The 25,729-nt window shown below is 68.2% G+C and carries 24 protein-coding genes; 18 read left to right on the top strand and 6 right to left on the bottom strand.

Going from position 1 to position 25,729, the window contains the following annotated elements:
* The first annotated feature begins 12 nt into the window (after positions 1-12).
* Positions 13-2,241, top strand: a complete 2,229-nt coding sequence (gene katG / locus AB0I19_RS01620) for a catalase/peroxidase HPI (RefSeq protein ID WP_357143323.1) — start codon at positions 13-15, stop codon at positions 2,239-2,241.
* 48 nt (positions 2,242-2,289) lie between these two features.
* On the opposite strand, the gene AB0I19_RS01615 is transcribed toward katG, so the two are convergent.
* Entirely contained in the window at positions 2,290-2,793 is a 504-nt protein-coding gene (locus AB0I19_RS01615) for a flavin reductase family protein (RefSeq protein ID WP_357143321.1), read from the bottom strand.
* 54 nt (positions 2,794-2,847) lie between these two features.
* A complete protein-coding gene (locus tag AB0I19_RS01610; RefSeq protein ID WP_357143319.1) occupies positions 2,848-3,240 on the bottom strand; it encodes a PPOX class F420-dependent oxidoreductase in 393 nt (130 codons plus the stop codon).
* A 73-nt stretch (positions 3,241-3,313) separates the two neighbouring features.
* Here AB0I19_RS01610 and AB0I19_RS01605 point away from each other — a divergent pair, with 73 nt between their 5' ends.
* Together AB0I19_RS01605 and AB0I19_RS01600 are read left to right on the top strand one after the other, a co-directional pair.
* Complete coding sequence (locus AB0I19_RS01605) at positions 3,314-3,838, top strand: hypothetical protein (RefSeq protein ID WP_357143317.1); 525 nt, start codon at positions 3,314-3,316, stop codon at positions 3,836-3,838.
* A 35-nt stretch (positions 3,839-3,873) separates the two neighbouring features.
* The gene (locus tag AB0I19_RS01600; RefSeq protein ID WP_357143315.1) at positions 3,874-4,425 is read left to right on the top strand and encodes a TetR family transcriptional regulator; all 552 of its coding nucleotides are present in this window, start codon (positions 3,874-3,876) and stop codon (positions 4,423-4,425) included.
* Between the two features lie 25 nt (positions 4,426-4,450).
* On the opposite strand, the gene AB0I19_RS01595 is transcribed toward AB0I19_RS01600, so the two are convergent.
* On the bottom strand, positions 4,451-5,497 hold the full coding sequence (locus AB0I19_RS01595; protein ID WP_357143313.1) for a hypothetical protein: 1,047 nt from the start codon (positions 5,495-5,497) through the stop codon (positions 4,451-4,453).
* Positions 5,498-5,651: 154 nt separating this feature from the next.
* On the opposite strand from AB0I19_RS01595, the gene AB0I19_RS01590 reads away from it, so the two are divergent.
* Positions 5,652-6,518, top strand: a complete 867-nt coding sequence (locus AB0I19_RS01590) for a methyltransferase domain-containing protein (protein WP_357143311.1) — start codon at positions 5,652-5,654, stop codon at positions 6,516-6,518.
* 58 nt (positions 6,519-6,576) lie between these two features.
* Here AB0I19_RS01590 and AB0I19_RS01585 read toward each other — a convergent pair whose 3' ends face one another.
* From AB0I19_RS01585 to AB0I19_RS01575, 3 genes are read right to left on the bottom strand one after another with little or no spacing between them, the layout of a single operon-like run.
* On the bottom strand, positions 6,577-7,779 hold the full coding sequence (locus AB0I19_RS01585; RefSeq protein ID WP_357143309.1) for an aminotransferase class V-fold PLP-dependent enzyme: 1,203 nt from the start codon (positions 7,777-7,779) through the stop codon (positions 6,577-6,579).
* A 3-nt stretch (positions 7,780-7,782) separates the two neighbouring features.
* Complete coding sequence (locus AB0I19_RS01580) at positions 7,783-9,102, bottom strand: pyridoxal-phosphate dependent enzyme (RefSeq protein WP_357143307.1); 1,320 nt, start codon at positions 9,100-9,102, stop codon at positions 7,783-7,785.
* Positions 9,099-10,538: a Y4yA family PLP-dependent enzyme gene (locus AB0I19_RS01575; protein ID WP_357143305.1), complete on the bottom strand. Its 1,440-nt coding sequence runs from the start codon at positions 10,536-10,538 to the stop codon at positions 9,099-9,101. Before AB0I19_RS01575 ends, AB0I19_RS01580 begins: the two co-directional genes overlap by 4 nt.
* A gap of 178 nt (positions 10,539-10,716) precedes the next feature.
* On the opposite strand from AB0I19_RS01575, the gene AB0I19_RS01570 reads away from it, so the two are divergent.
* The 14 genes from AB0I19_RS01570 (at position 10,717) to AB0I19_RS01505 (ending at position 25,703) form a co-directional block, all read left to right on the top strand.
* Positions 10,717-11,736 (top strand): glutathione S-transferase C-terminal domain-containing protein, encoded by a 1,020-nt coding sequence (locus AB0I19_RS01570; protein WP_357143303.1) that lies wholly within the window; start codon positions 10,717-10,719, stop codon positions 11,734-11,736.
* Between the two features lie 128 nt (positions 11,737-11,864).
* Positions 11,865-12,038: a CsbD family protein gene (locus AB0I19_RS01565; RefSeq protein WP_067639236.1), complete on the top strand. Its 174-nt coding sequence runs from the start codon at positions 11,865-11,867 to the stop codon at positions 12,036-12,038.
* Positions 12,039-12,224: 186 nt separating this feature from the next.
* Positions 12,225-13,586, top strand: a complete 1,362-nt coding sequence (locus tag AB0I19_RS01560) for an MFS transporter (RefSeq protein WP_357143301.1) — start codon at positions 12,225-12,227, stop codon at positions 13,584-13,586.
* A 46-nt stretch (positions 13,587-13,632) separates the two neighbouring features.
* Entirely contained in the window at positions 13,633-14,292 is a 660-nt protein-coding gene (locus AB0I19_RS01555; protein ID WP_357145058.1) for a response regulator transcription factor, read from the top strand.
* A gap of 16 nt (positions 14,293-14,308) precedes the next feature.
* The gene (locus tag AB0I19_RS01550; protein ID WP_357143300.1) at positions 14,309-15,982 is read left to right on the top strand and encodes a sensor histidine kinase; all 1,674 of its coding nucleotides are present in this window, start codon (positions 14,309-14,311) and stop codon (positions 15,980-15,982) included.
* A gap of 64 nt (positions 15,983-16,046) precedes the next feature.
* Entirely contained in the window at positions 16,047-16,955 is a 909-nt protein-coding gene (locus tag AB0I19_RS01545; protein WP_357143299.1) for a TAXI family TRAP transporter solute-binding subunit, read from the top strand.
* Positions 16,956-17,192: 237 nt separating this feature from the next.
* Entirely contained in the window at positions 17,193-18,050 is an 858-nt protein-coding gene (locus AB0I19_RS01540) for an ABC transporter permease (RefSeq protein ID WP_357143298.1), read from the top strand.
* Between the two features lie 85 nt (positions 18,051-18,135).
* A complete protein-coding gene (locus AB0I19_RS01535) occupies positions 18,136-18,912 on the top strand; it encodes an ABC transporter permease (RefSeq protein WP_357145055.1) in 777 nt (258 codons plus the stop codon).
* Positions 18,913-18,922: 10 nt separating this feature from the next.
* Entirely contained in the window at positions 18,923-20,308 is a 1,386-nt protein-coding gene (locus tag AB0I19_RS01530; RefSeq protein WP_357143296.1) for an MCE family protein, read from the top strand.
* A 1-nt stretch (position 20,309) separates the two neighbouring features.
* Positions 20,310-21,332 carry an MlaD family protein gene (locus AB0I19_RS01525; protein ID WP_357143294.1) on the top strand — a complete coding sequence of 341 codons (1,023 nt, stop codon included), beginning with the start codon at positions 20,310-20,312 and terminating at the stop codon, positions 21,330-21,332.
* Positions 21,329-22,360, top strand: a complete 1,032-nt coding sequence (locus AB0I19_RS01520) for an MCE family protein (protein ID WP_357143292.1) — start codon at positions 21,329-21,331, stop codon at positions 22,358-22,360. The genes AB0I19_RS01525 and AB0I19_RS01520 overlap by 4 nt, the downstream gene beginning before the upstream one ends.
* The gene (locus tag AB0I19_RS01515; protein ID WP_357143290.1) at positions 22,361-23,434 is read left to right on the top strand and encodes an MCE family protein; all 1,074 of its coding nucleotides are present in this window, start codon (positions 22,361-22,363) and stop codon (positions 23,432-23,434) included. It abuts the gene before it with no gap.
* A complete protein-coding gene (locus AB0I19_RS01510; protein WP_357143288.1) occupies positions 23,431-24,510 on the top strand; it encodes an MCE family protein in 1,080 nt (359 codons plus the stop codon). The genes AB0I19_RS01515 and AB0I19_RS01510 overlap by 4 nt, the downstream gene beginning before the upstream one ends.
* Positions 24,507-25,703, top strand: coding sequence for an MlaD family protein (locus AB0I19_RS01505; protein WP_357143286.1), 1,197 nt, complete (start codon positions 24,507-24,509; stop codon positions 25,701-25,703). The genes AB0I19_RS01510 and AB0I19_RS01505 overlap by 4 nt, the downstream gene beginning before the upstream one ends.
* Positions 25,704-25,729 lie beyond the last annotated feature (26 nt).

Genomic DNA, 25,729 nt, shown 5'->3' with positions numbered 1-25,729 from the left:
GGAAGGAATATCGTGACCTCCGATAGCCGCCCACCCACTCCTGACACCGAGACCTCGAGCACCAGCGAGAGCGAGAACCCCGCGATCCCCTCGCCCGAGCCCAAGGCGCATCGCCCGCAGACCAATCAGGACTGGTGGCCCGAGCAGATCGACGTCTCGGTCCTGCACGCGCACTCGTCGAAGTCCAACCCGCTCGGCGAGGACTTCGACTATGCGAAGGAATTCGCCCAGCTCGACGTCGAGGCGCTCAAGGCCGACATCGCCGCGGTTCTCACCGATTCCCAGGACTGGTGGCCCGCCGACTACGGCAACTACGGCGGCCTGTTCATCCGGATGAGCTGGCATGCGGCCGGTACCTACCGGATCGCCGACGGCCGCGGCGGCGGCGGGCAGGGCGCGCAGCGCTTCGCCCCGCTCAACAGCTGGCCCGACAACGCCAATCTCGACAAGGCGCGCAGGCTGCTGTGGCCGGTGAAGCAGAAGTACGGCAACAAGATCTCCTGGGCCGACCTCCTGGTCTTCACGGGCAATGTCGCGCTGGAGTCGATGGGCTTCAAGACCTTCGGTTTCGGCTTCGGCCGCCCCGACATCTGGGAGCCCGAAGAGATGTTCTGGGGCCCGGAAGACACCTGGCTCGGCGACGAGCGCTACAGCGGTGACCGTGAGCTCTCCGGACCGCTCGGTGCGGTGCAGATGGGCCTGATCTATGTGAATCCGGAAGGCCCCAACGGCAGGCCCGACCCGGTAGCGGCGGCCCGCGACATCCGCGAGACCTTCGGCCGGATGGCCATGAACGACGAGGAGACCGCGGCACTGATCGTCGGCGGGCACAGCTTCGGCAAGACCCACGGCGCGGGTGACGCGAGCCTGGTCGGCCCCGAGCCCGAGGCCGCCCCGATCGAGCAGCAGGGTCTCGGCTGGAAGAGCTCCTTCGGCACCGGCAAGGGCAAGGACGCCATCACCAGTGGGCTCGAGGTCGTCTGGACCGCGACACCCACCCAGTGGAGCAACGGCTTCCTGAAGAACCTGTACGGGTTCGAGTGGGAACTCACCAAGAGCCCGGCGGGCGCGTGGCAGTGGAAGCCGAAAGACGGTGCGGGCGAAGGACTCATCCCCGATCCGTTCGGCGGTCCGGCCCGCACGCCGACGATGCTCACCACCGACCTGGCCCTGCGCGAGGACCCCATCTACGGTGAGATCACCCGGCGCTGGCTCGACCATCCCGAGGAGCTGGCCGAGGCCTTCGCCAAGGCCTGGTACAAGCTGCTGCACCGCGACATGGGTCCGTTGAGCCGCTACCTCGGCCCGTGGGTGGCCGAGCCGCAGCTGTGGCAGGACCCGGTCCCGGCCGTCGACCACGAACTGGTCGACGACAACGACGTCGCGGCGCTCAAGCGCACTGTGCTCGACTCCGGTCTCACGGTCGCCCAGCTGGTCAAGACGGCGTGGGCGTCGGCGGCCAGCTTCCGCAGCACCGACAAGCGCGGCGGCGCCAACGGTGCCCGCATCCGGCTGGAACCGCAGCGCGACTGGGAGATCAACGAGCCGGCCGAGCTGGCCAAGGTGCTCGAGGTGCTCGAGCGCATCCAGCAGGACTTCAACGCCTCGGCCACCGGTGGCAAGAAGATCTCGCTGGCCGACCTGATCGTCCTCGCGGGTTCCGCGGCGGTCGAGAAGGCCGCCCAGGACGCCGGTCACACGGTGACGGTGCCGTTCCACCCGGGACGCACCGACGCCACCCAGGAGTCCACCGACGTCGAGTCGTTCGCCGTGCTCGAGCCGCGCGCCGACGGTTTCCGCAACTACGTGCGTCCGGGTGAGAAGGCGCCGCTCGAGCGTCTGCTGCTCGACCGCGCGTACATGCTCGATGTGACCGCACCGCAGATGACCGTGCTGGTCGGCGGCTTGCGTGCGCTCGGCGCCAATCACGGTGGCAGCTCGCACGGTGTGTTCACCGATCGCCCGGGCGTGCTGTCCACCGACTTCTTCGTGAATCTGCTCGACCAGAACACCGAGTGGAAGCCGGCCGAGTCGGACGAGAACGTCTACGAGGGCTTCGATCGCAAGACCGGAGCCAAGCGCTGGACGGCCACGGCCAACGACCTCGTGTTCGGCTCGCATTCGGTGCTGCGCGCGGTCTCGGAGGTGTACGCCCAGAGCGACGCGGACGAGAAGTTCGTGCGGGACTTCGTCGACGCCTGGGTCAAGGTGGTCGACAACGACCGGTTCGACCTGCGCTGATCCCCGCCGACGGCCCGGAACCACCACGGTTCCGGGCCGTCGTCGTGTTCAGGCGGGGTGACCCGGCTTCAGTTCGGCGACCGCGCTCAGGTGCAGGATCGCGTGGTCGGTCGACGGCGCTTCGGCCGCGACGGGCGCGAGGAGCACGCCGAGATGGTCGCCGAGGTCGATGCGCTCGAGGATCTCCGCCGCGAACCAGCCGGCCGCGCTGGTGAGGATCGGCAGCCCGTGTGGGCCGGGGTGCCAGTCACATCTGGCGAACTTGTCGGTATCGTCCCCGGTCGTTGTGGCGAACAGCCCGGCCACCTCGAAATGCCGGGCCGCGATCAGATGCACGGCGAGATGTGTTGCGGTGGTGGCTGTTTCGTAGGTGTGGTTGCTCTTGGACAAGCCGACGAGGAACCGGCGCGGCTCGATACTGACCTGCGTGGCGAATCCGACGAGGCAGCCCGAGCGATGGCCGTGCGCGCTGGTGGTGACGATCCAGACGGGCGCGTCCGCCGCCGAGATCACCGCGTCGAAGGAGTCCGTGGGGTCGGTGTCGGCAGACATGGGTCGAGTCTAGAACTCCTCGTCACGGCCGACGACACGCAGAATCCACACCGGTCACCGCTCGAGCCGGATGCGGATGCCCGCCATGCGCTCGGAGCCGCCGCGCAGCGCGCTGGCCGCCAACCCGATGCGAGCGACCAGGCCGTACTTGCGCTTCATCAGACCGGTGAAGTGCGCACTTTCGCCGGGCGTCAGTACCTCGGCGAACCCGGGCACGGGGACGCCGAGCGGCTTGCCGCGCCAGTCGCAGGAGCAGACCGTCACCCGACCGCTGTTGCGGATTCGCTTCACCTTTCCGGTGTCCGCCGCGCTCCATACCGCCAGCGCCTCCCCGTCGCGCATCACCCAGACCGGTGTAGGAACCGGCCTGCCGTCCCGCCGAAAGGTGGTGAGCAGCAGATATTTACCGGTGGACAAGTCGTCGAGCATCGGGTCGAGGTGATCCATGCCATGATACTAACCAGTTAGTTAGTTTGCGGCATCGAGCCGCTCGATGATCGGCGACAGAGAAGGAAGCCGCGTGGTGCGATTCGTTTGGGTCTTTCTCGCGGGGTTCGTCTTGGGTACCCCCGCGATCCCCGTCGGTCTTTCGCTGTCCTTGCCCGGTCCGATCGCCCTGGTGGCGGTGATACTGGGCGCGGCGTGCTGTGTCGTCTTCGCGGTGGTGGCCATGGAGCGCGCCAGACTGGTCTGGCAGTCCTGGCGTGCCCGCTGGAAACAAGCTGCACTGCAGACCAATTCGACAACGAACACCCGAGGAGGGGCTTCGATCGGCGCGCTCGATGTCGGAGATCACGCGGCGGAGGGCCGGCTGTCCGGCGCCGCGGGGCAGCGGGCACGGCGCGTCCTCGCGCGGTTCGGTGTCCCGGGTTTCGGCCTACTCGGGCCCGCTCTTTTCGGCACCTGGGGTTCGGCCCTGCTCGGTGCCGCGCTGGGAATCCCGCGTCGGCGGCTCATCGGCTGGCTGATGACCGGAGTCACCGTGTGGTGCACCGTGCTGCTGGTTGCCTCCGATGCGGTCCTGGTCTTCTTCGGAATCGGATGACGCCGCCGACAACCCACGGAACTACGATGACCCCCATGTCCCGCGCCGAGGCCACCAAGGCACGCATTCTCCAGGCGGCCACCGAGGAGTTCGCGACATACGGCATCGCCGGAGCCCGGGTGGACCGGATCGCCAAGGCCGCGGCAGCCAACAAGAACCTCATCTACATCTATTTCTGCAGCAAAGATCAACTCTTCGACGCCGTCTTCGATGCCCATGTCACCCACGGCCTCGAGTCGGTTCCCTTCACCGCGGACGACCTCCCCGAGTACGCCGGGCGGCTGTTCGACTACTGCCGAGCCCATCCCGAAGTCATCCGGCTCGCCACCTGGCACCGCCTCGAGCGCGGCGATCAGAACCCCGCAGGCGCGACGCCTGCACGCGAGGTGAAGCTGGAAGCGCTTGCCGCCGTGCAGAAGGCGAACAACATCGGCTCCGGCTTCTCACCCGGCACACTGCTGACGCTGGTCCTGAGCATCGCGCTCGCCTGGAATCCGGGCAATGCCGTCGGCGTGCCGGCTTCCGAAGCCGAGACCACCGACGACCGGCGCCGCGCCGTCATCGAGGCCGTGCGCCGCCTCCTGTGACACGCACGACCGAGACCATGGCGGCCTAGGAGTCGTCGTCCTCGTCCTCGTCCTCGTCGGGATCGACCAAGTCCACATCGAGGTCGACCGAGAAGCCCGGAATCGACAGTGGGTCGCCTGATTCGTGCATGGTGAGGTACTCGGTGCCGAGGCCGAGCCGGTGCAACAGGACCGTGGTGACGGTCGCGGCGGCGCGGGCGTCGGTTGACACATCGGACCAGCAACGCAGCGCGGTGCCATCGGGGCGATCGGTGAAGCCGAGGGCGGCCAGGTGGTGGCGCGTGGCATCGGTGACCGCAGCGGTCACGCGGATCTCGTTGGGAGACACTGTGAATCGCACCCGACGGTCGGGGGACTGCTCGAGGTCGTAGAAGTCGAGCACCAAGGGTTGCGGACCCGGGCCGAGGGCGCGCATCGCGAGATGGAGGCTGGTCACGAGGTCGGTGAGCAGGCCACGCAGGTGCGCGAGGGTGTACACGCTCCACACTTCGGCCCCGCGACCGGACGATCCCGCGGACCACGTGTAGTCGACCTCGTAGTCGTCGGCGCTGGTGTACTCCAGGTCGTGCTCGTCGGCGGGAACCCAGTCGTCCTCGTCGAGGAATTCCGGGTAGTGGTATTGCGTCTTCCAGTTCCACCATCGACGGTTCCCGTCGACCCCGAGCGAGCGGATACCCAGCTCCAGGTCTCCGTCGGCCGCCAGTTCGAGGGTGTACAGCGTCGGCCCGTCGATCCAGCCGACGTCGAGATCCTCCGAGAGGCCGCTGTACCAGCTGGGCTCACCCCACGCCGCCACCGCGCGATCGAGGTAGGCGCGGAACTGTTCGGGCTCGATCCTCGCGAGGGGAACGGAGAACCGTCGGCACGGCTTGCTCTCGTCGTAGGGATCGTCGTCGCCGAAGGTATGGGTGCCTGCGGGCATGTCGGGAACGTCGACCGAGCCGTCGCTCGCGAGTGTGCCGCCCATCGCGCGACAGGCGCGTTCGATGTCGGTGCGCGTGCAGTCACGGAAATCGGCGGCGCGCAGCCGCGCGAACAGGTCGGTCAAGCGGGTGTCGGCCAGGAGCTCCATACCGGGCACAGTAGGCCGGGGTACCGACAGCTTCTCGGTGGAAGCTGTTGCAGGGGTTGTTGATTCATTGCCACGCGCCGATTGCCGCAACCACGGATTCCCGATCGGCATGTCCCCATTCAAGTTGAAAATGATGTTCAGTAGCATGTGCGCTATGACGATCATTCATGAGCGCCGCGGGGGGCGTACGGGGACCGGGACCTCGACCGGGGAACCGGCCGCGGCCGAGGCCGTATTCCTCGACGCGACGCTGGCGTTGCTCGAGCCGTTGGCGGTCGCGCCGGGCCAGATTGTCGTCGATGTGGGGCCGGGGGCCGGAACGTCGACCGTCGCGTTGGCACGAGCTGTCGGTGAGACGGGGCGCGTATACGCGGTGGATCTCGATCCGGCGATGCTCGAGCTGACCATCGAGGCCGCGCGTGCGGCCGGGGTCAGCGACCGGGTCCGCGCGGTCCTGCACGACCTCGAGGACGGCGCACCACCACTACCCGAACCGGCCGACGTGGTCTGGTCGTCCTGGTGTGTGCACCACGCACACGACTGGGACGCGGCCGTCCGGTCCCTCACCCGGCTGCTCCGACCCGGCGGCGTCCTCGGCATCGCCGAAGGCGGTCTGCCCACCCGCTGCCTGCCGTGGGACATCGGAATCGGCAGGCCGGGCCTGGAGATTCGGCTCGACGAGGCGCACGATCAGCAGTTCACGCGCTGGTTCTTCGACCGCCCGGCAGCGGTGCGGCCGCGCCGCGCCTGGACCACGATCCTCGCCGACGCCGGTCTCCTCGACGTCACCGCCTCGACGGCCCTGGTCGACCTGCCCGCTCCCCTGCCCACCGAAACCCGCCGGGTCGTGCTCGACGAATTCGCCGCTCGGGTGCGCCGAGCGGCACCGTACCTCGACGACACCGACGCGGCGGTGTGGCAGCGACTCCTCGACCCGCACGACGAACACTGGCTGGGCACCCGCGACGACCTCGCCCTCCTCAGCGCGCGCACCGCATTCCGGGGACGCACCCCCGCCTGACCCGGCTCAACTGCTCACCGCTGCAGCGCCTTCGGGGCCGCACGCCGCCCGGACCCGCTCAGCTGCTCATTCCCTCGCACCGCCGCACCACCTCGAGCACCCGGTCGATCTCGTCGGGGGTGTTGTAGACATGCACGCTCACCCGCACGGCGTGGTCGTCGGAATCACGACCCGCCTGGCAGTGCCCGTCGGCGCGCACCATGATCCCCTCGTCGGCGAGCACGAAGCCCAGGTCGTCGGAGCGCACCGCGCGATGTCGGAAGGTCACCAGTGCCTCACGCCGCTGCACGGTCGATTCGGCGGTGAGACTGTCCTGACAGCCGAGCACCTGCACTCCGGGCAGCTTGGCCAACCCGTCGGTGAGTCGTAGGGTCAAAGCACTTGTCCAGGCGCCGATCTCGGCCGTTCCGGCGGCATCGAGCCAGTCGAAGGCGGCGGCCATGCTGACGATGCCCGCCGTGTTCGGCGTCCCCTCCCACCCGCGTAGCGCGAAGCGCGGGCCACGCCGATTGCGCGCCCACACCGCCCCGATGCCGGGCAGTGCCAGCATCTTGTGCCCGGAGAACACCACGAAATCCACATCGAGATCGGCGACCGACACCGGCCGGTGCCCGACGCTCTGCGCGGCGTCGAGACAGATCGGCACGTCGGGCCCCACCGCCTCGCGCACCCGGTGCACGTTCATATCGACACCGAAGACGTGATGTACGTGGGTGACGGCGACGAAGCGGGTGCGGTCGGTGACCACCGACGGCAGGGCCCGGTGGTCGTAGTCACCGGCGGCGGGGTCGACCGGCATCGCGACGATGCGCACGCGAATACCGCCGCGCGCCAAGTCGTCTCGCATATCGAGCCAGGGACGCAGATTGGCTTCGTGGTCACCGAACGGGACGATGATCTCGTCACCGTCGAGGAGCTGATCGGCCAACCAGTCCTGCGCCACCGCCCGCAATCCGTGACTCGTGCCGCCGACGAACTCCACCGAGGAACCGGACGTGGTGTCGTCCAGGGCGATTCGCACCCGATCGCGGGCTCGCTCGATGCGGCTGGTCGTCGCGGTCGCCCACGGATAGGAGCCGCGCCCGACATTGGCATTGCCGGTGGTGAGGAAATCGGTGACCGCGTCGAGCACCGCGGCCGGTTTCTGGGTCGTGGCCGCGCTGTCGAGATAGGCCACATCGGGATTGCGCGTGAGAATCGGGAACTGGGCGCGTAGTCCGGCCTGCCAGTCGGCCAGCCGGTCGAGAACGTCGTCGGTCATGGCTCAGTCCCTGACCAGCGGTGCGCCCGCGTCGCGCCAGGCCACGACACCGCCGCGCAGACTCCGCGCGTCCCGGTGCCCCATCCGGGTGAGCAGGGCCGCGTAGCGCGCGGACTTCTCACCGACCGGGCACACCAGCAGCACCGGGGTGCCCGCACCGAACGGCAGCCCGCCGTGAACGAGTTCGTCGAACAGCTCGTCGACGATATTGATCGAGCCCTCGATGTGGACGGCGCCGTAGGCGAAGGAACCGCGCAGGTCGACGACCACCGGCCGGTCCCGGGCGATCCACTCACGCGCCTGGTCCACGTCGACGGTTGCCACGGCGGCGATCTCGGCGTCGGTCACCGTGCTCACCGAATTCGGGCGCACCGGTTGCTCGAGCAGATCGGGCCTGCGCTTGCGCACATAGCTGAGATAGCTCTCCACCCGATCGCACACGATGAACACGGCGGTGCGCCGCTCGGTGAGTTCCGCGTCGACGGCCCGCAGATGACGCAGCGCTCCGAAGTAGGCGGCGCCCGCCGTCGGCCCGCCGAGGATTCCGCAGCGGCGGTTGAGGGTGAGCATGCCCTCGATCGCCTCCTGCGAGGTCACCGCGTCGATGGTGTCGTAGTTGTCCGGGTCGAACAGGCCGACTTCGTTGATCTCGTCGATATTGCGGATGCCGGGGATGAAATCGGACTTGTCGGCGACCAACCCGATCACCGATACGGCCGGATTGTGTTCGCGCAGCACACCTGCCACCCCCGTCGAGGATCCGGCGGTGCCGATACAGGCGACGAAGATGTCGGGGCCAGCGCCGTCGAGGTCCTTGATGATCTCCGGTGCGGTCCCGGTGCGGTGCGCGTCGAGATTGCGGGTGTTGAAGTACTGATCGGTGTGCAGATAGCCGCCGCCGTCCTCGGACAGCATCCGGTACATGCGGCTGAGCGGGTCTTCGGTGTCGGTCGGGTCGAGGCATTCGGTCTGGCCCGGCAGCTCCTCGATGCGGGCGCCGAGCAACAGCAGCAGCTCTTTGATCTCGGGCACCTTCATGCGGTTGGTGACGCTCTTGAACGGCAGTCCGTGCATCGCCGCGATCACCGCCAGCGCCTTGGCGGTGTTGCCACTGGACAACTCGACTACCGCGTCACCCTGTTCCACGGCTCGGGACAGGCCGTCGCGCACCATGTTCCAGGCCGGACGGTCCTTCACCGAACCGAACGGATTGAGCATCTCCATCTTCGCGTAGAGGTCGATATTGGTGAGCCCGTGTACGGCCGGGTCGATCCGGACCAGCGGTGTGTCCCCGATGACGTCGAGAATGCTGTCGTACTTCATGCGCGGTTCCCTTCCACGGGCCAATACTGTTCATCCAGGCACCACGTCCACCCGTCCGCGCCGGGGCGGACCGCGATCGTGCGGGCGACCGGTTGCATCAGCGCGGAATCGGCCGCGAAATCCATGAAGTAGCCGGCCGTGTTCACGAACGCGAGCAGATCCCCCGGCACCGGAGTGCGCGCCAGGGTGACTTTGCGGCGGGTGATGAAGTCGTCTTCGAGACAGAGATTGCCCGTGAGGTACACACCGACCGGCTCACCGGCGCTTTCGGGCAGCAGCACCGGATCCATCAGCACCGCATGATGTTCGGCGCTGATGTCACGGGAATTCGCGGCCACCCGGACCAGAGTTTCGCCCTCCTCGGTGGTGCGCACCTCCGAGACCAGGGCAAGGGTGAGGCCGCATTGGTCGGTCAGCGAGCGACCGGGTTCGATGTGCAGGTCGTAGAGGTTTTCCAGCAGCAGGGTGGCCAATGTCCGGCCCAGCGAGGGCGACTCGCGGCGCAGCAGTTCGTCCAGGTAGTCCGCACCGGCGAGTTCGCGATGGGCGGGATAGAGGCCGAGGGTGCCGCGTAGCGTGCCCGCCTGTGCGCGCAGGCCGTAACCGTGGCTGTGCCACGTCATGGGTGGGCGTGTGCCGAGCACCGCGTTGCCGAGTTCGGTGGTGTAGCGGTGCCATTCGGCACGGTCACGCAGATAGCTCACGCCGAACCCGCCGCCGATATCGATCGCGGTGGGGGTGAATCCCCTGATCTGGGCTTCCCGCATCGCCAGCAGGCACCCTTCCAGGGCCAGGGCCTTCTCGTCGAGGCCGGTGGTGTCGAGGTGGTAGGCCATGCCACGCAGGTCGAGCGCGTCGCGGTTCCGGTCGAGAAGGTCGAGGGCCGAGGGCAGTTCGCGGATGTGCAGCCCGAAACGGCTGCGTCTGCTGGCAATGGTCACCCCGGGCGAGTCGAACGCCGACAGCCGGACCATCACCCGGGTTCGGGGCAACCCCGAATCGGTGACCAGCCGGGCCAGCTCGGCGAGCTCCTCGCGGGAGTCGGCGTTGACGACCGCATCGACCCGTGCGGCGAGCCACAGGAATTCCCGGTCCTTGGGACCGGTCGCCATGATGCGGTCGCCGGTGAATCCGCACTCGAGCGCGTGCCGCAGCTCCCCAAGCGAGGCCACGTCGATTCCGCACTCCCCCGCCGCCAGCGCGCGAACGATCGCGCTCGACCGGTTCGCCTTGTGCGCGAAGAAGATGTTCCCGCTCAGCCGATGCGCGCCGTACACGGCGCGGTAGCTCGCCGCGTTCTCCTCCAGTTGTTGTGGCACAACCACATTCAGTGGCGATCCGAGCGCGGCCACCAGCTCCGCGAGCCTGCCGGGAGTGTCGAGTACCGCGCGAAGCGACCCACCGATTCGCGGCGTCAAGACCAGGTCCGGTTCCACACTGCCCCCATCCGAGCCACGTTTGTTGACAATGATTTTCGCTAGGACATCATGTCCCCGACCCCTTTCCCACACAAGCCGGCGAGCGTCACTGCGCCACAACAGGTTCGATTTCCAGGGTAGCCACCACCGCCCGCAGGTGACCGGTTTCGCCCGTCCGATATGCGACACTGACCCGATGAGCGATGCCGACGCCGGTGCGGGCAGCTACGTCGAGAAGGGCGAGTTCCGCCGCGACACCAACTACATCACCACACGCATCACCGCCGACGGCCGCGACGGCTACCCCGTCGAACCCGGCCGCTACCGCTTGGTCGCGGCCCGGGCCTGCCCGTGGGCCAACCGCACCCTGATCGTGCGTCGCCTGCTCGGGCTCGAGCCGGTGCTGTCACTCGGCCTGTGCGGGCCCACCCACGACAAACTCAGCTGGACCTTCGACCTCGACCCCGGCGGCGTCGATCCGGTGCTCGGTATCCATCGCCTGCGTGACGCCTACCTGGCCCGGTTCCCGGACTATCCGCGTGGCATCACCGTGCCCGCGATGGTCGAGATCGCGACCGGGCAGGTGGTCACCAACGACTACGCCCAGATCACCCTCGATTTCTCCACCGAGTGGAGCGCCTATCACCGGCCGGGCGCGCCGCAGCTGTATCCCGAACCGTTGCGCGACGAGATCGATGCGATCAACCGGGAAGTGTTCACCGAGATCAACAACGGCGTGTACCGCTGCGGTTTCGCCGGGGCGCAGGACGCCTACGACGCGGCCTACGACCGGCTCTTCGCCGCACTCGACCGGGTGAGCGAGCGGTTGCGCACCCAGCGCTATCTCGTCGGCGACACCATCACCGAAGCCGACGTGCGGCTGTTCACCACCCTGGCCCGCTTCGATCCGGTCTATCACGGGCACTTCAAGTGCAACCGCACCAAGCTCAGCGAGATGCCGGTGCTGTGGGCCTACGCCCGCGACCTGTTCCAGACACCCGGCTTCGGCGACACCATCGACTTCGGCCAGATCAAGGAGCACTACTACGTGGTGCACCGCGACATCAACCCCACCGGCATCGTCCCGAAGGGCCCAGACCTGTCGAACTGGCTCACCCCGCACCACCGCGAGGAACTCGGCGGCCGCCCCTTCGGCGACGGCACCCCACCGCCCCCACCGCATCCCGGCGAACAGGTACCCGCGATCACGCAGTGACCAGCTCCACCGGTGAAAATGGTTGCGCCTGATTGTCTTTCCGAAACCGGGGTATGCGCTCAGTGGGTCCAACGGACGGCCCACGGTCACCGACGCTGACCGAGCGATCTGTCTGGAAGGAACAAACTGTGAGTCTCGCGGACAAGGCGAAGCACAAGGCCGAAGAGCTCATCGGCAAGGCCAAGGAAGCGGCGGGCAAGTCGACCGACGACCGCTACCTCGAGCACGAAGGCAAGACCGATCAGACCAAGGCCAACATCAAGGACGCGGGCGAGAAGGCCAAGGACGCCTTCCGCCACTGACACCTGACACCCCGCGAAACGCCTCGAACCCCTCGGTCCGGGGCGTTTCGTGCTGTCCGGACCGCACGGGTCGGGCATCGTCCTAAGGGAACGTTAGGAACCTCCGTTGTGGCTTCCGTGGGGGCTGTGACAGCCGACACAGTGGTCTGCGACGGCGCACTGCCGCGCCGATAGAGGAGGTCCAAGGTGACAACGACACAGGTCGGTGGTGAGAAGCGGGTCGTCGCGAATGTGTTGCGCGGGTCGATCGGCAATCTCGTCGAGTGGTACGACTGGTATGTCTACGCCGCGTTCAGCGTGTACTTCGCGAAGGCGTTCTTCCCCGACGGCGACCCGACGGCCCAGTTGCTCTCGACGGCGGCCGTTTTCGCGGTCGGGTTCATCATGCGCCCGATCGGTGGGTGGGCGCTTGGCCGCTATGCCGACCGGTTCGGTCGTCGCGCCGCGCTCACCCTGTCGGTCACCGTGATGGCCGCCGGTTCGCTGATGATCGCGGTGACCCCCGGCTTCGCGACCATCGGCATCGCGGCACCTGTGCTGTTGCTGCTGGCGCGGCTGCTGCAAGGACTCTCCGTCGGCGGCGAATACGCCACCAGCGCCACGTACCTGTCGGAGGTGGCCTCGCCGGGGCGGCGCGGCTTCTACTCCAGCTTCCAGTACGTGACCCTGGTCGCGGGCCAGCTCACCGCCCTCGGTGTGCAGATCGTGCTGCAGCAGGTGCTCTCCGCCGAGCAGATGTACAGCTGGGGCTGGCGCATTCCGTTCCTGATCGGTGCGGGCGGCGCCATCGTGGTGATGCTGCTGCGCCGCGGCATGGACGAGTCGGAGTCGTTCGAGGCCGCGACGAAGACCACCGGCGCGGCCCCGAGCAGCTCGCGCGGTTCGCTACGGGTGCTGTTGCAGTACCCGCGCGAATGCCTACTGGTCGTGGGCCTGACCATGGGTGGCACCGTGGCGTTCTACACCTACACGACCTACATGCAGAAGTTCATGATCAACACCTCGGGCATCTCCAAGGACACCGTCGCCTGGATCAATTTCGTCGCACTGCTGGTCTTCGTGGTGCTGCAGCCGATCGCGGGCGGACTGTCCGACCGCATCGGGCGCCGCAAGCTGCTCATCTTCTTCGGCGTCGCGGGCACCCTGCTGACGGTGCCGATCATGACCGCACTCGCCCACACCGCCAACCCGCTGGCCGCCTTCGGCCTCATGATGCTCGCGTTGGTGATCGTCACCGGCTACACCTCGATCAACTCGATCGTGAAGGCCGAACTGTTCCCGACCAAGATCCGCGCGCTCGGCGTCGGCCTGCCGTACGCGCTGACCGTCGCCATCTTCGGTGGCACCGCCGAGATGATCGCGTTGGCGCTGAAGAAGGCGGACCTCGAGTCGCTGTACTTCTTCTACGTCGCCGGGTGTATCGGGATCTCGCTGCTCACGTACTACTTCATGCGGGAGACCTCGGCCGAGTCGACCATCGAAGCCGAGCGCGAGGTCCACGCCGACCCGGTGGAGCCGGAACGGGCGATGGCCGCCGTGCGTGGCTGACCGTGCGGTACACGCGCCGATCCTGGCCCTGTGGGAGGATCGGCGCGTGCGGCTTGCGGTGGTCGAAGACGACGACGGAGTGGGCGACGCCCTCGTGGAGGCGCTCACCGCACGCGGCTACCGCGCCGAACGCATGCGCCGCGGCGCCGACCTGCTCATCGCCCACCGCGACTACGACGCCGTCCTGCTCGACCTCGGCCTGCCGGACGCGGACGGACTGCAGGTACTTCGGCAACTGCGCGAGGTGAGCGCCGTGCCGGTGCTGATCCTCACCGCCCGCAGCGACGAACGGTCCATCGTGCGCGGGCTGCGCGGCGGCGCCGACGACTACGTGGTCAAACCACCACGGATCGCGGAGCTGATGGCGCGGCTCGAGACGGTGCTGCGGCGGGCGGCCGCCGTCGCCAACCAGAGCAGAACCGAGGTCGTCACCGGGGACGTGCGCGTCGACCTGCGCGCCCGCACGGTCGAGGTGGGCGGAACCCCGGTCTCCCTCACCCAGAAGGAATTCGAGCTGGTCGAGGCACTCGTGGAACGACCGGGTGCGGCGGTGAGCAGGCAGCAGCTGATGGACCGCATCTGGGGCGACGCGTTCGTCGCGGTCTCCCGCTCCCTCGACGTCCATATGACCGGGTTGCGCGCCAAACTGAACCGGCCGGGACTGATCACCACCATTCGCGGCTACGGGTATCGGTGGGGGCAGTGATCACCGGAGGACGCGCGTGCGCCGCCGACTGCTGATCGTCCTCACCGTGTTCGCCGCGCTGGCGGTGCTGGCCTTCGCGGTGCCGCTGTCACTCACCGCCGCCACCAGCCGCACCCAGCAGCTGGTCCTCGGCCGTTCCGGCGACGCCGACCGTTTCGCCACCCTCGCCGACGGTGCCGGTTCCCCCGACGGGGTGCGCGCGCTCGCCGACGAGGTGCACCGCTATCACGAGCTGTACGGCGAGAACGTGCTCGTCGTCGACGCGCGGGGCGCGCCGATCGTCAATGCCGGTGTGGCGGTGACCGATTCGCGCATCAGCGCGGCGCTGGCGGCGGCGCGGCGCAACCAGCGCCCCCAGCACCAGGATCGGCTCACACCGTGGAGCGCACCGGTCATGCTCGTCGCGCGCCCCGTCGGCACCGGTGTGCAGGTGAACGGGGCCGTCGTGATCGAGGCGTCGACAGCGGCGGCTCGTGCCGCGATCGCCAGGACCTGGGCTGTGATCGCCGTCGGCGGGTTGGGCGCGATGATCGGGTTCATGCTGTTGGCGCTCGTTCTGAGCCGCTGGGTGCTGCGTCCGCTGGCCGCGATGTCGGACGCCGTCGCCGAGCTCACGGCTACCCTGCCCAAGCCGCGCGGGCGCGCCCCGATCACCAGGAACTACGGCGGTCCGCCCGAGGTTCGCGCGCTGGCCGAGTCCGTCGACGCCATGGCCACCGCGGTCGGCGACTCCGCCGACGCGCAACGTCAACTCGTCGCCGACACCGCCCACGCCATGCGTAACCCACTGGCAGCCTTGATGATTCGGCTAGATTCACTCGAGTACGCCGTGCCCGCGACCGCGTCGGCGACCTTTCGCGGTGCTACCGCGGAAGTGGAACGGTTGACCGCGCTGCTGGACGACCTGCTCGAGCTCGCCGTCGCGGAAGCACCCGCGTCGTTCGGGACCGCGGCGTCCGAGGAAGAACAGTGCGATCCGGCGCAGGTTGTCGCCGACCGCATCGATGCGTGGGTGTCGGCGTTCCAGGAGGCGGGTATTCAATTGGCGGCCCTCCCGCGGACATCTGCCGTCCGGCCGTCGGATTCGAGTGCTGCGTCCGGTGGAACCAACGTGGCCGTTGCTCGCGCTTCATCGTCGGAAGGCAGTGGCGCGATCAACTCGGCCGCGGCACACGTTCCGCCGCGGGACGACAGCGGCGCGATCAACTCGGCCGCGGCACACGTTCCACCGCGGGACGACAGCGGCGCGATCAACTCGGCCGCGGCACACGTTCCACCGCCTGACGACAGCGGCGCGCTGAACCCGACCGCGGCTCGGGTTTCGGTACCGGACGGTGGGGATGTGACCGCGGCGATCAGTTCGGCCGCGCTGGCGCAGATTCTCGATGTGGCACTGAGCAATTCCTGCCGATACGCGGGTGCCGGCGCGCACACCCACGTCACCATCGAGGCCGAGCCGGGCTGGGTGACGGTGCGGGTCACCGACGACGGGATCGGTGTCGCACCGGAGGAACTCGACAAACTCACCACCCGCTTCTTCCGCGGCACCACGGCTGTCCCGGGCGGCACCGGGCTCGGACTCTCGATCGCGCAGGCATTGGCCAGAGCGCACGGTGGCGAGCTGGTGGTGGAGGCGGTGCGGCCACACGGCCTCGCCGTGGCGATCCGGCTACCGGCGGTGCCTCGATGAGCGGCGCCGTGCTGAGCAGGCACTGTCCGATGCGGGCGGTGACCCGGTGAGCGGCGCGGTGCCGATGACGCGTCGTCGGATGCTCGCGCTGACCGCGTTCGCCTCGGCGGCGCTCTTCGGCTGCGGCACGGGCGACCGGTCGACAGTCCGCTTGGCCTCCGGCGAGGACGGCGGCTTCTATTTTGCCTTCGCCCGGCTACTGGCAGACGCGGCCGCAAACAAAACCGACCACGTCCGGATCGAGCCGGTGGAAACCGCGGGCTCCCAACAGAATCTGCGGATGATCACCGACGGCGAGGTCGAAACCGCACTGGCACTGGCGGATTCGGTCGGCGACTTCGGCGGCCGGGTACTGGCACTGGGCCGCGTGTACGAGAACTACCTGCAGTTGGCGGTCCGTGCCGACAGCGGCATCGAACAGATAGCCGACCTGCGTGGCCGACGGGTGAACCTCGGCGCGGCCGGTTCGGGTGCCGCGCTGACCGGTGCACGCCTCCTGGCCGCGGCAGGCCTCGACCCGACCGTCGATGTGGTGACTGAACATCGTCCCCTGCGCGAGGCCACCCGGGCATTGACCGACGGCGGCATCGACGCCTTGCTGTGGGCAGGCGGCGTACCGACCGCCGCCCTCACCGTGCCCGATCCGATGCGGCTGCTCGACCTCGGCGCGCTGGTCGCACCGATGCGCGCGGAGTACGGCCCCGTCTACGACCACGTCGCCATCCCCGCCGACGCCTACCCGGGCAGCCCCGCTGTCCACACCATCGGCGTCACCAACCTGCTTCTCGCCACCGCGACCCTGCCCGACGAGACAGCCGCCGCCATCGTCGAACTCCTCCTCTGGCACGCCGATGCCCTGGTCCCCGCCGAAGCCGCGGGCACCCAATTCCTCGACGGCCGTTTCCTCATCGGCACCGGCACCGTCCCCCTGCACCCTGCCGCCGCTGAGGTCTACCGGCGCTGGCACGGCTGACCGGTTGCCCCCGGCACGCTGCTCGTGCGGGTTCCCTACTGCTGTCCGGTACGCCGCACCATCGCGCTCACGCGAGCGAAGCCGGAATGCCTCGATTCCTCGACAGTCACGACCACCTCTTGCTACAGTCCCAGACAGAAAACTACGGGCGCGTAGTAATACATCTACGCCGAGGTAGAAATCTCGCCGGTAGTGGTCGCACGAGTCCACCACCGCATTCACACAGAGGCGGTTGCGATGGGCTCGAAATCTATATCCACCAGCACGCCAACCGATTTCGACCTCGTCGTCTCTTTCTGCCTGGACTGGTGGCGCAACCATCCGCGACGCGCGACAGAGACCGCTGGACGACAGGTCGGCATGGCCTGGCAAGCCACCGCAGAGCTGGTCCGAGCACTCGGCAATCGCCGTTTTCCACTGGCCGAATTCCTGCGGCAGAGCTCATTCATGGCAACTGTCTCAGCCACTCCGACACTCCTGGTTGCCATTCCCATCGCCGCGATCGTCTCGATCCAGATCGGCGCCCTGGTCAGCCAAGTCGGGGCCACCACGTTCATCGGTGCCGTCAACGGCCTCGGCATCATTCGGCAGGGCGCCCCACTTGTCACCTCGCTGATGATCGCGGGTGCGGTCGGCTCCTCGATCTGCGCGGATCTGGGATCCCGCACGATCCGGGAGGAGATCGACGCGATGCGGGTGATGGGCGTCGACCCGGTGCGCAGGCTCGTGGCACCACGACTGCTGGCGGCGGTGCTGGTGAGCATGCTGTTGTGCGGGTTCGTCGTGTTCATCGGTTTCGCCACCGGCTACCTGTTCGACATCTTCGTCCAGGACGGCACGCCCGGCTCCTACCTCAGTACGTTCGCCTCGTTCGCCGTCGCGAGCGACCTGCTGGTCGCGCTGGTGAAGGCGGCGGTGTTCGGCGCGCTCACCGCGATCATCGCCTGTGATTGCGGTCTTAACACCAAAGGCGGCCCCGGCGGGGTCGCCGACGCGGTGAACTCCGCGGTGGTCAGTTCGGCGATCGTGCTCTTCGCGGCCAATATCGCGCTCACCCAGATCTACAACACCCTGCTGCCGTCCAAGGTGCTCTGAGATGTCGAATTACACGCCACCCCTGCTGCGTCCGTTCCACGCGGCGAGAACAGCGACAACGCCGATCGTCGAGGCGAACGTTCGGATGGGCCACCAGGGCGCCGTCTTCGTGCAGGCGCTGCTCGCCGTTCCGTTCGTGCTGCGGCACTACCGAAGAGAAGTCACACGGTTGATCATCGATGTCACCTGGGGCAACGGCGCACTGGTCGTCGGCGGTGGCACCGCCGGGGTGATCGTGATCCTGTGCGGTTTCGGGGGCGTCACCGTCGGCATGGAATCGCACACCGCGCTCGATCTGTTGACGATGAGCCCGCTAACCGGCGCGATCTCGGGTTTCGCCACCACCAGGGAGCTGGCCCCGCTCCTGGCGACCATCGCGTTCGCCGCCCAGGCGGGTTGCCGATTCACCGCACAGATCGGGTCGATGCGGATCGCCGAGGAGATCGACGCGCTCGAGTCGATGGCCATCCGCCCCCTCCCCTACCTGATCACCACTCGCATGCTGGCCGCCGCCGTCGCGATTCTGCCGTTGTACGCCGTCGGCATGGCCACCGCCTACCTGACCACCAAGATCACCGCGATCTTCCTCGGCGGCAACGGCATCGGCACCTACGACCACTACTTCCACCAGTTCCTCGACCCGGGCGACATCGTGTACTCGGTACTCAAGGCGGTCGCGTTCGTGCTCGTCGCCACGTTCGTCCAGTGCTACTTCGGCTACATCGCCGCCGGCGGACCGGAAGGCGTCGGCGTCGCGGCCGGGCGAGCCATCAAGGTGACGATCATCGTCGTCGTCTTCCTGAATCTGCTTCTCACACTGGCTATCTGGGGCGTCGACTCAGGCATCCGGATCTCGGGATAGGGGAAACGACATGTATCCAGATCCCAGTGGGCGCGGCTGGTCGCGTCGGCGACTCGGCGCGGCCGGGGTGGCGATGACGCTGAGCCTGTCCGGGGTGGTCGCGTTGCTCGGGCTGCGATACGGCGGACACTTCGAGGACACCGTCGCGGTGACCGCCCTCATGACGAGCACCGGTGACGGACTGCCCGCGCGCGCCGATGTGCGCTTTCGCGGGCTGCTGGTCGGCTCGGTGTCCACGGTGGAGATCGCCGAGCAAGGTCTTCGGCAACGCGTGGACCTGGAGCTGGAACCGGATGCCGCCGCCGGGATCCCGGCCACGGTGACGGCGCGGGTCGTTCCGGCCAATATCTTCGGCGTCACAGCGATCGAGCTCGTGGACAACGGGCCGGCCGCCACACCCTTGCACGCCGGAGCGGTGATCGAGCAGGACACCGGTCGGGCCACGGTGGCGCTCCAGACGACGCTGACCACCCTGCGCGATGTGCTCGAGCGCGTGCAGCCCGCCACGCTTGCCCGGGTGCTCGCCACACTGGCCGAAGCGCTCGACGGCGACGCCCGGCTTCCCGGTTCGACGATCGAACGCCTCGACCGGTGGATCACCGAGGTACGCGCCCTGCCCGGAATAGGTGAGCTGCTCGGGAATCTCGGGGCAGCCACTGCCGCGGTGAACCAGTCGGCGCCGGAACTCGCCGACGCCCTCGGCAAGTCGGTCCAGACGGCGCAGACCATCACCGCGCGCCGCGGTCAGGTCATCGAACTGCTCGCCGCGGCGGAGGCGGCAACCGCCGCCACCCAGGCGCTCTTCGCGCGCAACCCCGATGCGGGCAAGGAACTCGTGGTCGGACTGGACGCGACTTTCGGTGCCCTCGCTGCCGATCCGGCGGCGATGACGGAAACCGTTACCGCGCTCGGTGATTCGCTCAGCCGGCTCGCCACGGTGTTCCACTGGGGGCCCAGTAGACAGATGCAGTGGGACATCACCGTCTCGTTCACACCGTTCCGCCAGTACACAGCTGCGGACTGCCCCCGCTACGGCAGCCAGGCGGGTCCGCGATGCGACACCGCGACGATTCCTGATTCTCCTGCGGCACAGATCTTTCCACCGCAGCTGCGGCCCAGCCACCTTCCCGCCGCCGGACCCGCACCCAGCCCGGTGGTGCCCGGCCTCCCGGCCTTGCCGCCCGTCCCCGGCCTGTCGCTCCCCGGTGCGGCGATCCCCGGCCTCACCGTACCGCCCGGTTCCCATCCGGCCGCCGGACCGATCGCCCTCACCGGACCCGCCGCGGTGGCCGGGTTCCTGGGTGCACGCCCGAACACCACACAGTTGCTTCTCCTCGGCTCCGCGCTCACCGGCGCGACCGTCACAGTCACACCCAAGCCCTCGGGAGGACACTGATATGCGCCCCCGCACAACCCATCTCGGGCTCGCTGTTTTCGTGACCCTGTCCGTGATCGCGACCTTCACGATCTGGTCGACGTTGCAGCGCTCGGTCTCCGGTGACACCCACCGCTACAGTGCGACCTTCACCGACGTGCTCGGTTTACGTACCGGCGACGACGTGCGGATCGCCGGTGTGCGGATCGGCCGGGTGGACGCGATCGACCTGGTCGACCGCAAGCACGCCAGGGTGACCTTGTCCGTGCAGTCGCGGCAACAGCTGAGCACCACCACGAAAGCGCTGATCCGCTATCAGAATCTGATCGGCCAGCGCTATGTGGCACTGACTCCGGGCGAATCGCCGGGCGAACCGCTGCCCGCCGGCGGCTCGATCCCCTTGGAACGCACCGAGTCCTCTTTCGACGTCTCGACCATGCTGTCGGGCTTCGAGCCGTTGTTCAGCCTGCTGCAACCCGACGACGTGAACTCGCTGTCGGAAACCCTCGTGCAGGCGCTGCAAGGCGACGGAGTGTCGTTGTCGGCGCTGATCACTCAGGCCGCCGCACTGGCAGCCACCTTCTCCGAGCGCGACGAGATCCTCGGCGCGGTGGTCAGCAACCTCAGCGATGTCATCACCAGCCTGGCTCATCGCAGCGGCGAGCTGGAAACGTTGATCGCCCAGTCGCGCGCCCTGGTCACCGGGCTCCACGAACAGGGCGCGGTGCTCAGCGGGGCGGTCACCGGGATCGCCGAATCGACGACGAAACTCACCGATCTCATCGCTCGCGTTGCCCCGGGAATGGCGCAGGCACAGCGGCAGGCCGTCGCGGGCGTGGATCTGCTGCTCACCAATGGCGCCCGCTTGGACCAGGCGGCCGTCGAACTACCGCTGATCATGTCCGGGCTCGCCCGGATCAGCGGCAACGGCACCTACGTCAACACCTATGTCTGCAACCTCGATGTCTCGCTGTGGGGCGTGCTGTTCCCCCGCGGCGTGCTCTCCCAGGTCGGCGGCAACGCGCACTCGGAGGTCTGTCGATGATCGGATTCCTGTTCCAGCTGATCCGGACGACCCTGGTCGACGCGTTCGGCAACCGGAACTTCTCGCTGGGCATCGCGGCAGGGGTGACGGTGACAGCGGTGGTCCTCGGGTCCGGCCTGCTGTCTCGTGCGCACCTGGGCGAGGCGACCCTGCGGGCCGAATTCGCCCAGGCGGCCGGTCTTCGCGCCGGCAACAGCGTCGATGTAGCCGGGATCGAAGTCGGCACGGTCACTTCGGTACGACTGGAACGCGACCGCGTGCTGGTCACGATGGGCGTGCGCCCCGACCTCGGCCTCGGCCACGACGCCGAGGCTGCGATCAAGATGTCGACCATTCTCGGGAAGATGCACGTCGAGCTCGACCCGGGCACCGACGGCGAGCTGCCCGATGCCCGTATCCCGTTGTCGGCCACGACCGTTCCCTACAACCTGGCCAAGGTCGTGAACGACCCGACCTACCGCAACTCCTTCGAGCATCTCGAACGGCTCGACCCGAACGCGTTGCGCGCGAGCCTGGACACGGTGGCCACCCAGCTGGGCGATTCACCGCACCTCACCGCGCAGGCACTCGACAGCGTCGGCGCGCTGGCCCGGGTGATCGCCTCCCGGCGCGACGAGGTGGACCAACTGCTGAACAGCATGGACCAGGTGTCGGGTCTGATCGCCGACAACCAGAACAGCGTGCTCGAGCTGCTCACCAAAGGCGAGGCGATCGGCGCCGCTGTCAGCCGCCGCCGCGACCTGATCGCAGATCTGCTCGACAACATCGCCGCCGCGTCGAAGATCTTGCAGGACATGGGCATCGAGGACGGCGGAAGACTCGGCCCGCTCATCCACAGCCTGAACACGATGTCACAGGGCCTGGAGAAGAACCGCGACCACCTCGCCGCGCTGTACCAGGTGATGCCGGTAGCCGTTCGCCAATTCAACAACACGTTCGCGCAGGGACCCTACGGCGACATCTACATGCCGTGGCTGTTCCCGGACAACTGGCTGTGCCTGGCCGGCGCCGTCGAAGGGTGCAAGTAGATGCGACGACTGCTCCGATGCCTCGCGCTGGTGATCACTACCGGGATCGGTGCGGGCTGTTCCTCGATTCCGGTGTCGCTACAACCGGACGCCGTCCATCTCACCGCCGACTTCGAAAGCGCCGCGGGCTTGTTCGTCGGCAACGACGTAGCGGTCCTCGGTGTCCCGGTCGGACGGGTCGACGCGATCGCGCCCAAGGGGGCGTTCGTCGAGGTCGCGATGACCATCGAGCCAGGCATCGAACTGCCCGCCGACGTCAAGGCGGCGCTGGTCTCGCCGCAGCTCATCACCAACCGCCACGTCGAGTTGACCCCGGCGGGCACCGGCGGTGGACCGCCCTTGGCCGACGGCGCCCACATCCCGCTGGCCAGGACGAGGACACCGGTCGAACTCGACCGTATCCTGCGCAATTTCGAACAGCTCGGCGACGCGTTGAAGGGCGACAGCGCGAACGGCCCGATGGCCAGCCGGGTGTTGTTCCCGATGCTCGACGGCAACGGCGACCGGATCCGCGAGACCCTCGACGCGCTGGCGACCACCTTCGACGTGTCGCTGGCCAACAGCGACCAGATCTCGCGCACCATCGTCGAACTCAACGACCTCACCACGATGATCGCCGGAAACGACCGGACGGTGCGAGATTTCAGCGGTCGGCTGACCGAACTGGTCGCGCTGCTCGAAGAGCAGGCTCCGGGGCTGGGCGCGGTCCTCACCCAGGTGAACGATTTCATCGCCAACACCTCCACCGTCCTGGCCGACAACCACACCCCGCTCACCGACGCGGTGAACCGCCTGGTCGCCATCACCGGCCAGATGCGGGACAACGCACGCGGACTCACCGAGATCATCGATGTGACACCCCTGATGGCCGACAACTTCGCGCGCGCCGTCAACCCGGAACAGCGGGCCCTGCGGTTGCACCTGCTCACCGACAAGTCCGTGCTAGACAGCGAAGCTCTCGCGCTGCTGTGCGCCCGGTTGTCCCTGCGCTCCGACGGCTGCCGGACCGGCAAACTGATGGACTTCGGGCCGGACTTCGGTCTGACCGCCGCACTGCTGGGACTCACCACATGAGCCGGGCCGCACGCGTCACGGCCGCCGCGCTCACCGCCCTCGGCGTTTGCTCGTGCACGGTCACCGTCGACGACGTCCCACTGCCCCGCCCCGGTGTCGACGGGCCCTCCTACCGGTTGCACGCGGTCTTCGACGACGCGCTCAACCTGCCCGAGCGCGCACGGGTCAAGATCGGCGGCACCGACGTCGGCGTGGTGACCGGGATCGAGACGACGAACTTCCGCGCCGAGGTCGAACTCGAACTGCGCCGTGATATCGCGTTACCACACGGCACTCGCGCGGAATTGCGACAACCTACTCCCCTGGGCGACCTCCATGTCGCCATCGTGTTGCCGCAGCACCGTCCCGGCAACTCAGTGCTCACCGACGGTGATGTCATCGACCGCGAGCACACCTCGGCGGGCGCCTCGGTGGAGGAGCTGATGACCGCGATGTCGCTGCTGCTCGACGGCGGCGCGATGAATCAGGTCGCGCGGATCACCTCCGAGCTCGACGCCATCGTCGGCGGGCGAGGCCCGCAGTTGTCGCATCTGCTCACCGAACTCACCGCGACGCTCACCGCACTGAATCAACGTACCGCGCAGCTCGATTCGGTTCTGCAGGGTCTCCACGGGCTAACCACCACCCTGCGGGCGCGCAAGACCGAACTCGGCCGGGCCGCCGACACCTTCCCGGAACTGATCGGGGTGATCGGCGAGAACAACCGCGCCATCACCGATCTCACGACGAAGGTGTCGACGGTGACCGCCGCGCTCGGCGATTTCACCTCGACCACCGGCCCGCAGTTTCTGAGCCTGTTCGACAGTGTGCAGGAACTGATGAGCGGCTTCACCCGGATGGGGGACGACCTGGCCACCACCTTGGACCGGCTCAACACGGTGGCCCCGGTGGCACGGGCTTCGATGCGCGGGTCGAGTCTCGCCGTGGCCGCACGTATCTCGTACCTCGACGTCGGCGCCCTCACCGACACCGAGGGCAGCCGGTTGCCGGACGGCACCGACGTCACCGCCTTCGTCGGCAGCCTTGCCCAGGTGCTCGCGCGGGTGCTCGGCCGCTTGCAAGGGGGTCACCGATGATCGGGTGGACCGCCACCGTCGTCGTCCGGCTGGCCCGCTGGGCGCACGACCACAAGACCATGGGAGGCGTGCTGGGCATGGTCGCCATGCTGGCGGTGGGCTCGAGTTACATCGCCATCGATGTGATCGGTGTGCGGCCGTTGCACACCACCTACACCGTGCGCGTCCAGCTCGACAGCTCCGGCGGACTGCTCCCCCACAGCAACGTCACGGTGCGCGGGGTCGAGGTCGGGTCGGTGCGCGCGATCCGCATCGACGGGTCGGGCGTCCTCGCTCAGACCGAAATCGACAGTGCCGCACTGATTCCCGTCGGCACGCCGGTGGCGGTGAGTCGCCTGTCGGCGGCGGGCGAGCAGTACCTCGATTTCCGGCCCGTCACCGGCGAGGCGCCCTATCTCGCCGACGGGGCGACCGTGCCCGCCGACCAGGTGAGCACGCCGGTGACGATCGACTCGTTCCTGGACAACACCGGCGCTCTCATCGCCGGGATGAATCCGGACCGGCTCACCGCGATCGTCGACGAACTCGACCGAGCGCTGCGTGGCGGCCCCCAGGTGCTGCGCAGTGTGATCAGTGGCCTGAGCCAGGCGACGGCCGGACTCGCCGAGCTGCTGCCCCAGACCACCGAACTGATCCGCAACCTGAGCGTCATCGCCGCCACCACCGCACACGCCCAGCCCGACCTGGCCACTCTGGTGCGGGGTTCGAGCACGCTGTTCGACCAGATGAACGCCGCCGACCACGAAGTGCGCGAACTCCTCGACCAGGGGCCGGCCCGGCTCGCGACGCTCGACGGTGTTCTCACCGAGACCGGTGATCCGCTGACCAGTCTGGTCACCAATTTCGTCGCCATCACCCGCGCGGCCCGCCTGCGCACACCGGCCATGACGGCATTGTTCCCCTCCTTGCGCTCCGCGGTGATCGCACTGGGAATCCCCGCCCACGACAACGCCTTTCACACCATGGCCGACATCTGGCCGCGCCCCACCTGTGAGTACGAGACCGTCCCGGTCTCCCCTGCCGAGGTCTCCGACGGCCGCACCCGCCTCTACAACTACTGCGTCACCGACCACCCCGAACTGCAGATCCGCGGGTCGGCGAACGCGCCGCGCCCCGCCGGGCCCGGCAACGGTTCGGGCCCGCCACCCGGAGTCACCGGCGACGAGTTGTCCGTCCCCTTGCCCGCCAACTGACTCCTACCCACGCAGAGGAATCCTCG

This window comes from Nocardia sp. NPDC050413 (assembly GCF_040655475.1).
GTDB lineage: Bacteria > Actinomycetota > Actinomycetes > Mycobacteriales > Mycobacteriaceae > Nocardia > Nocardia coubleae.
This window is presented reverse-complemented; position numbering and strand designations above follow the sequence as displayed.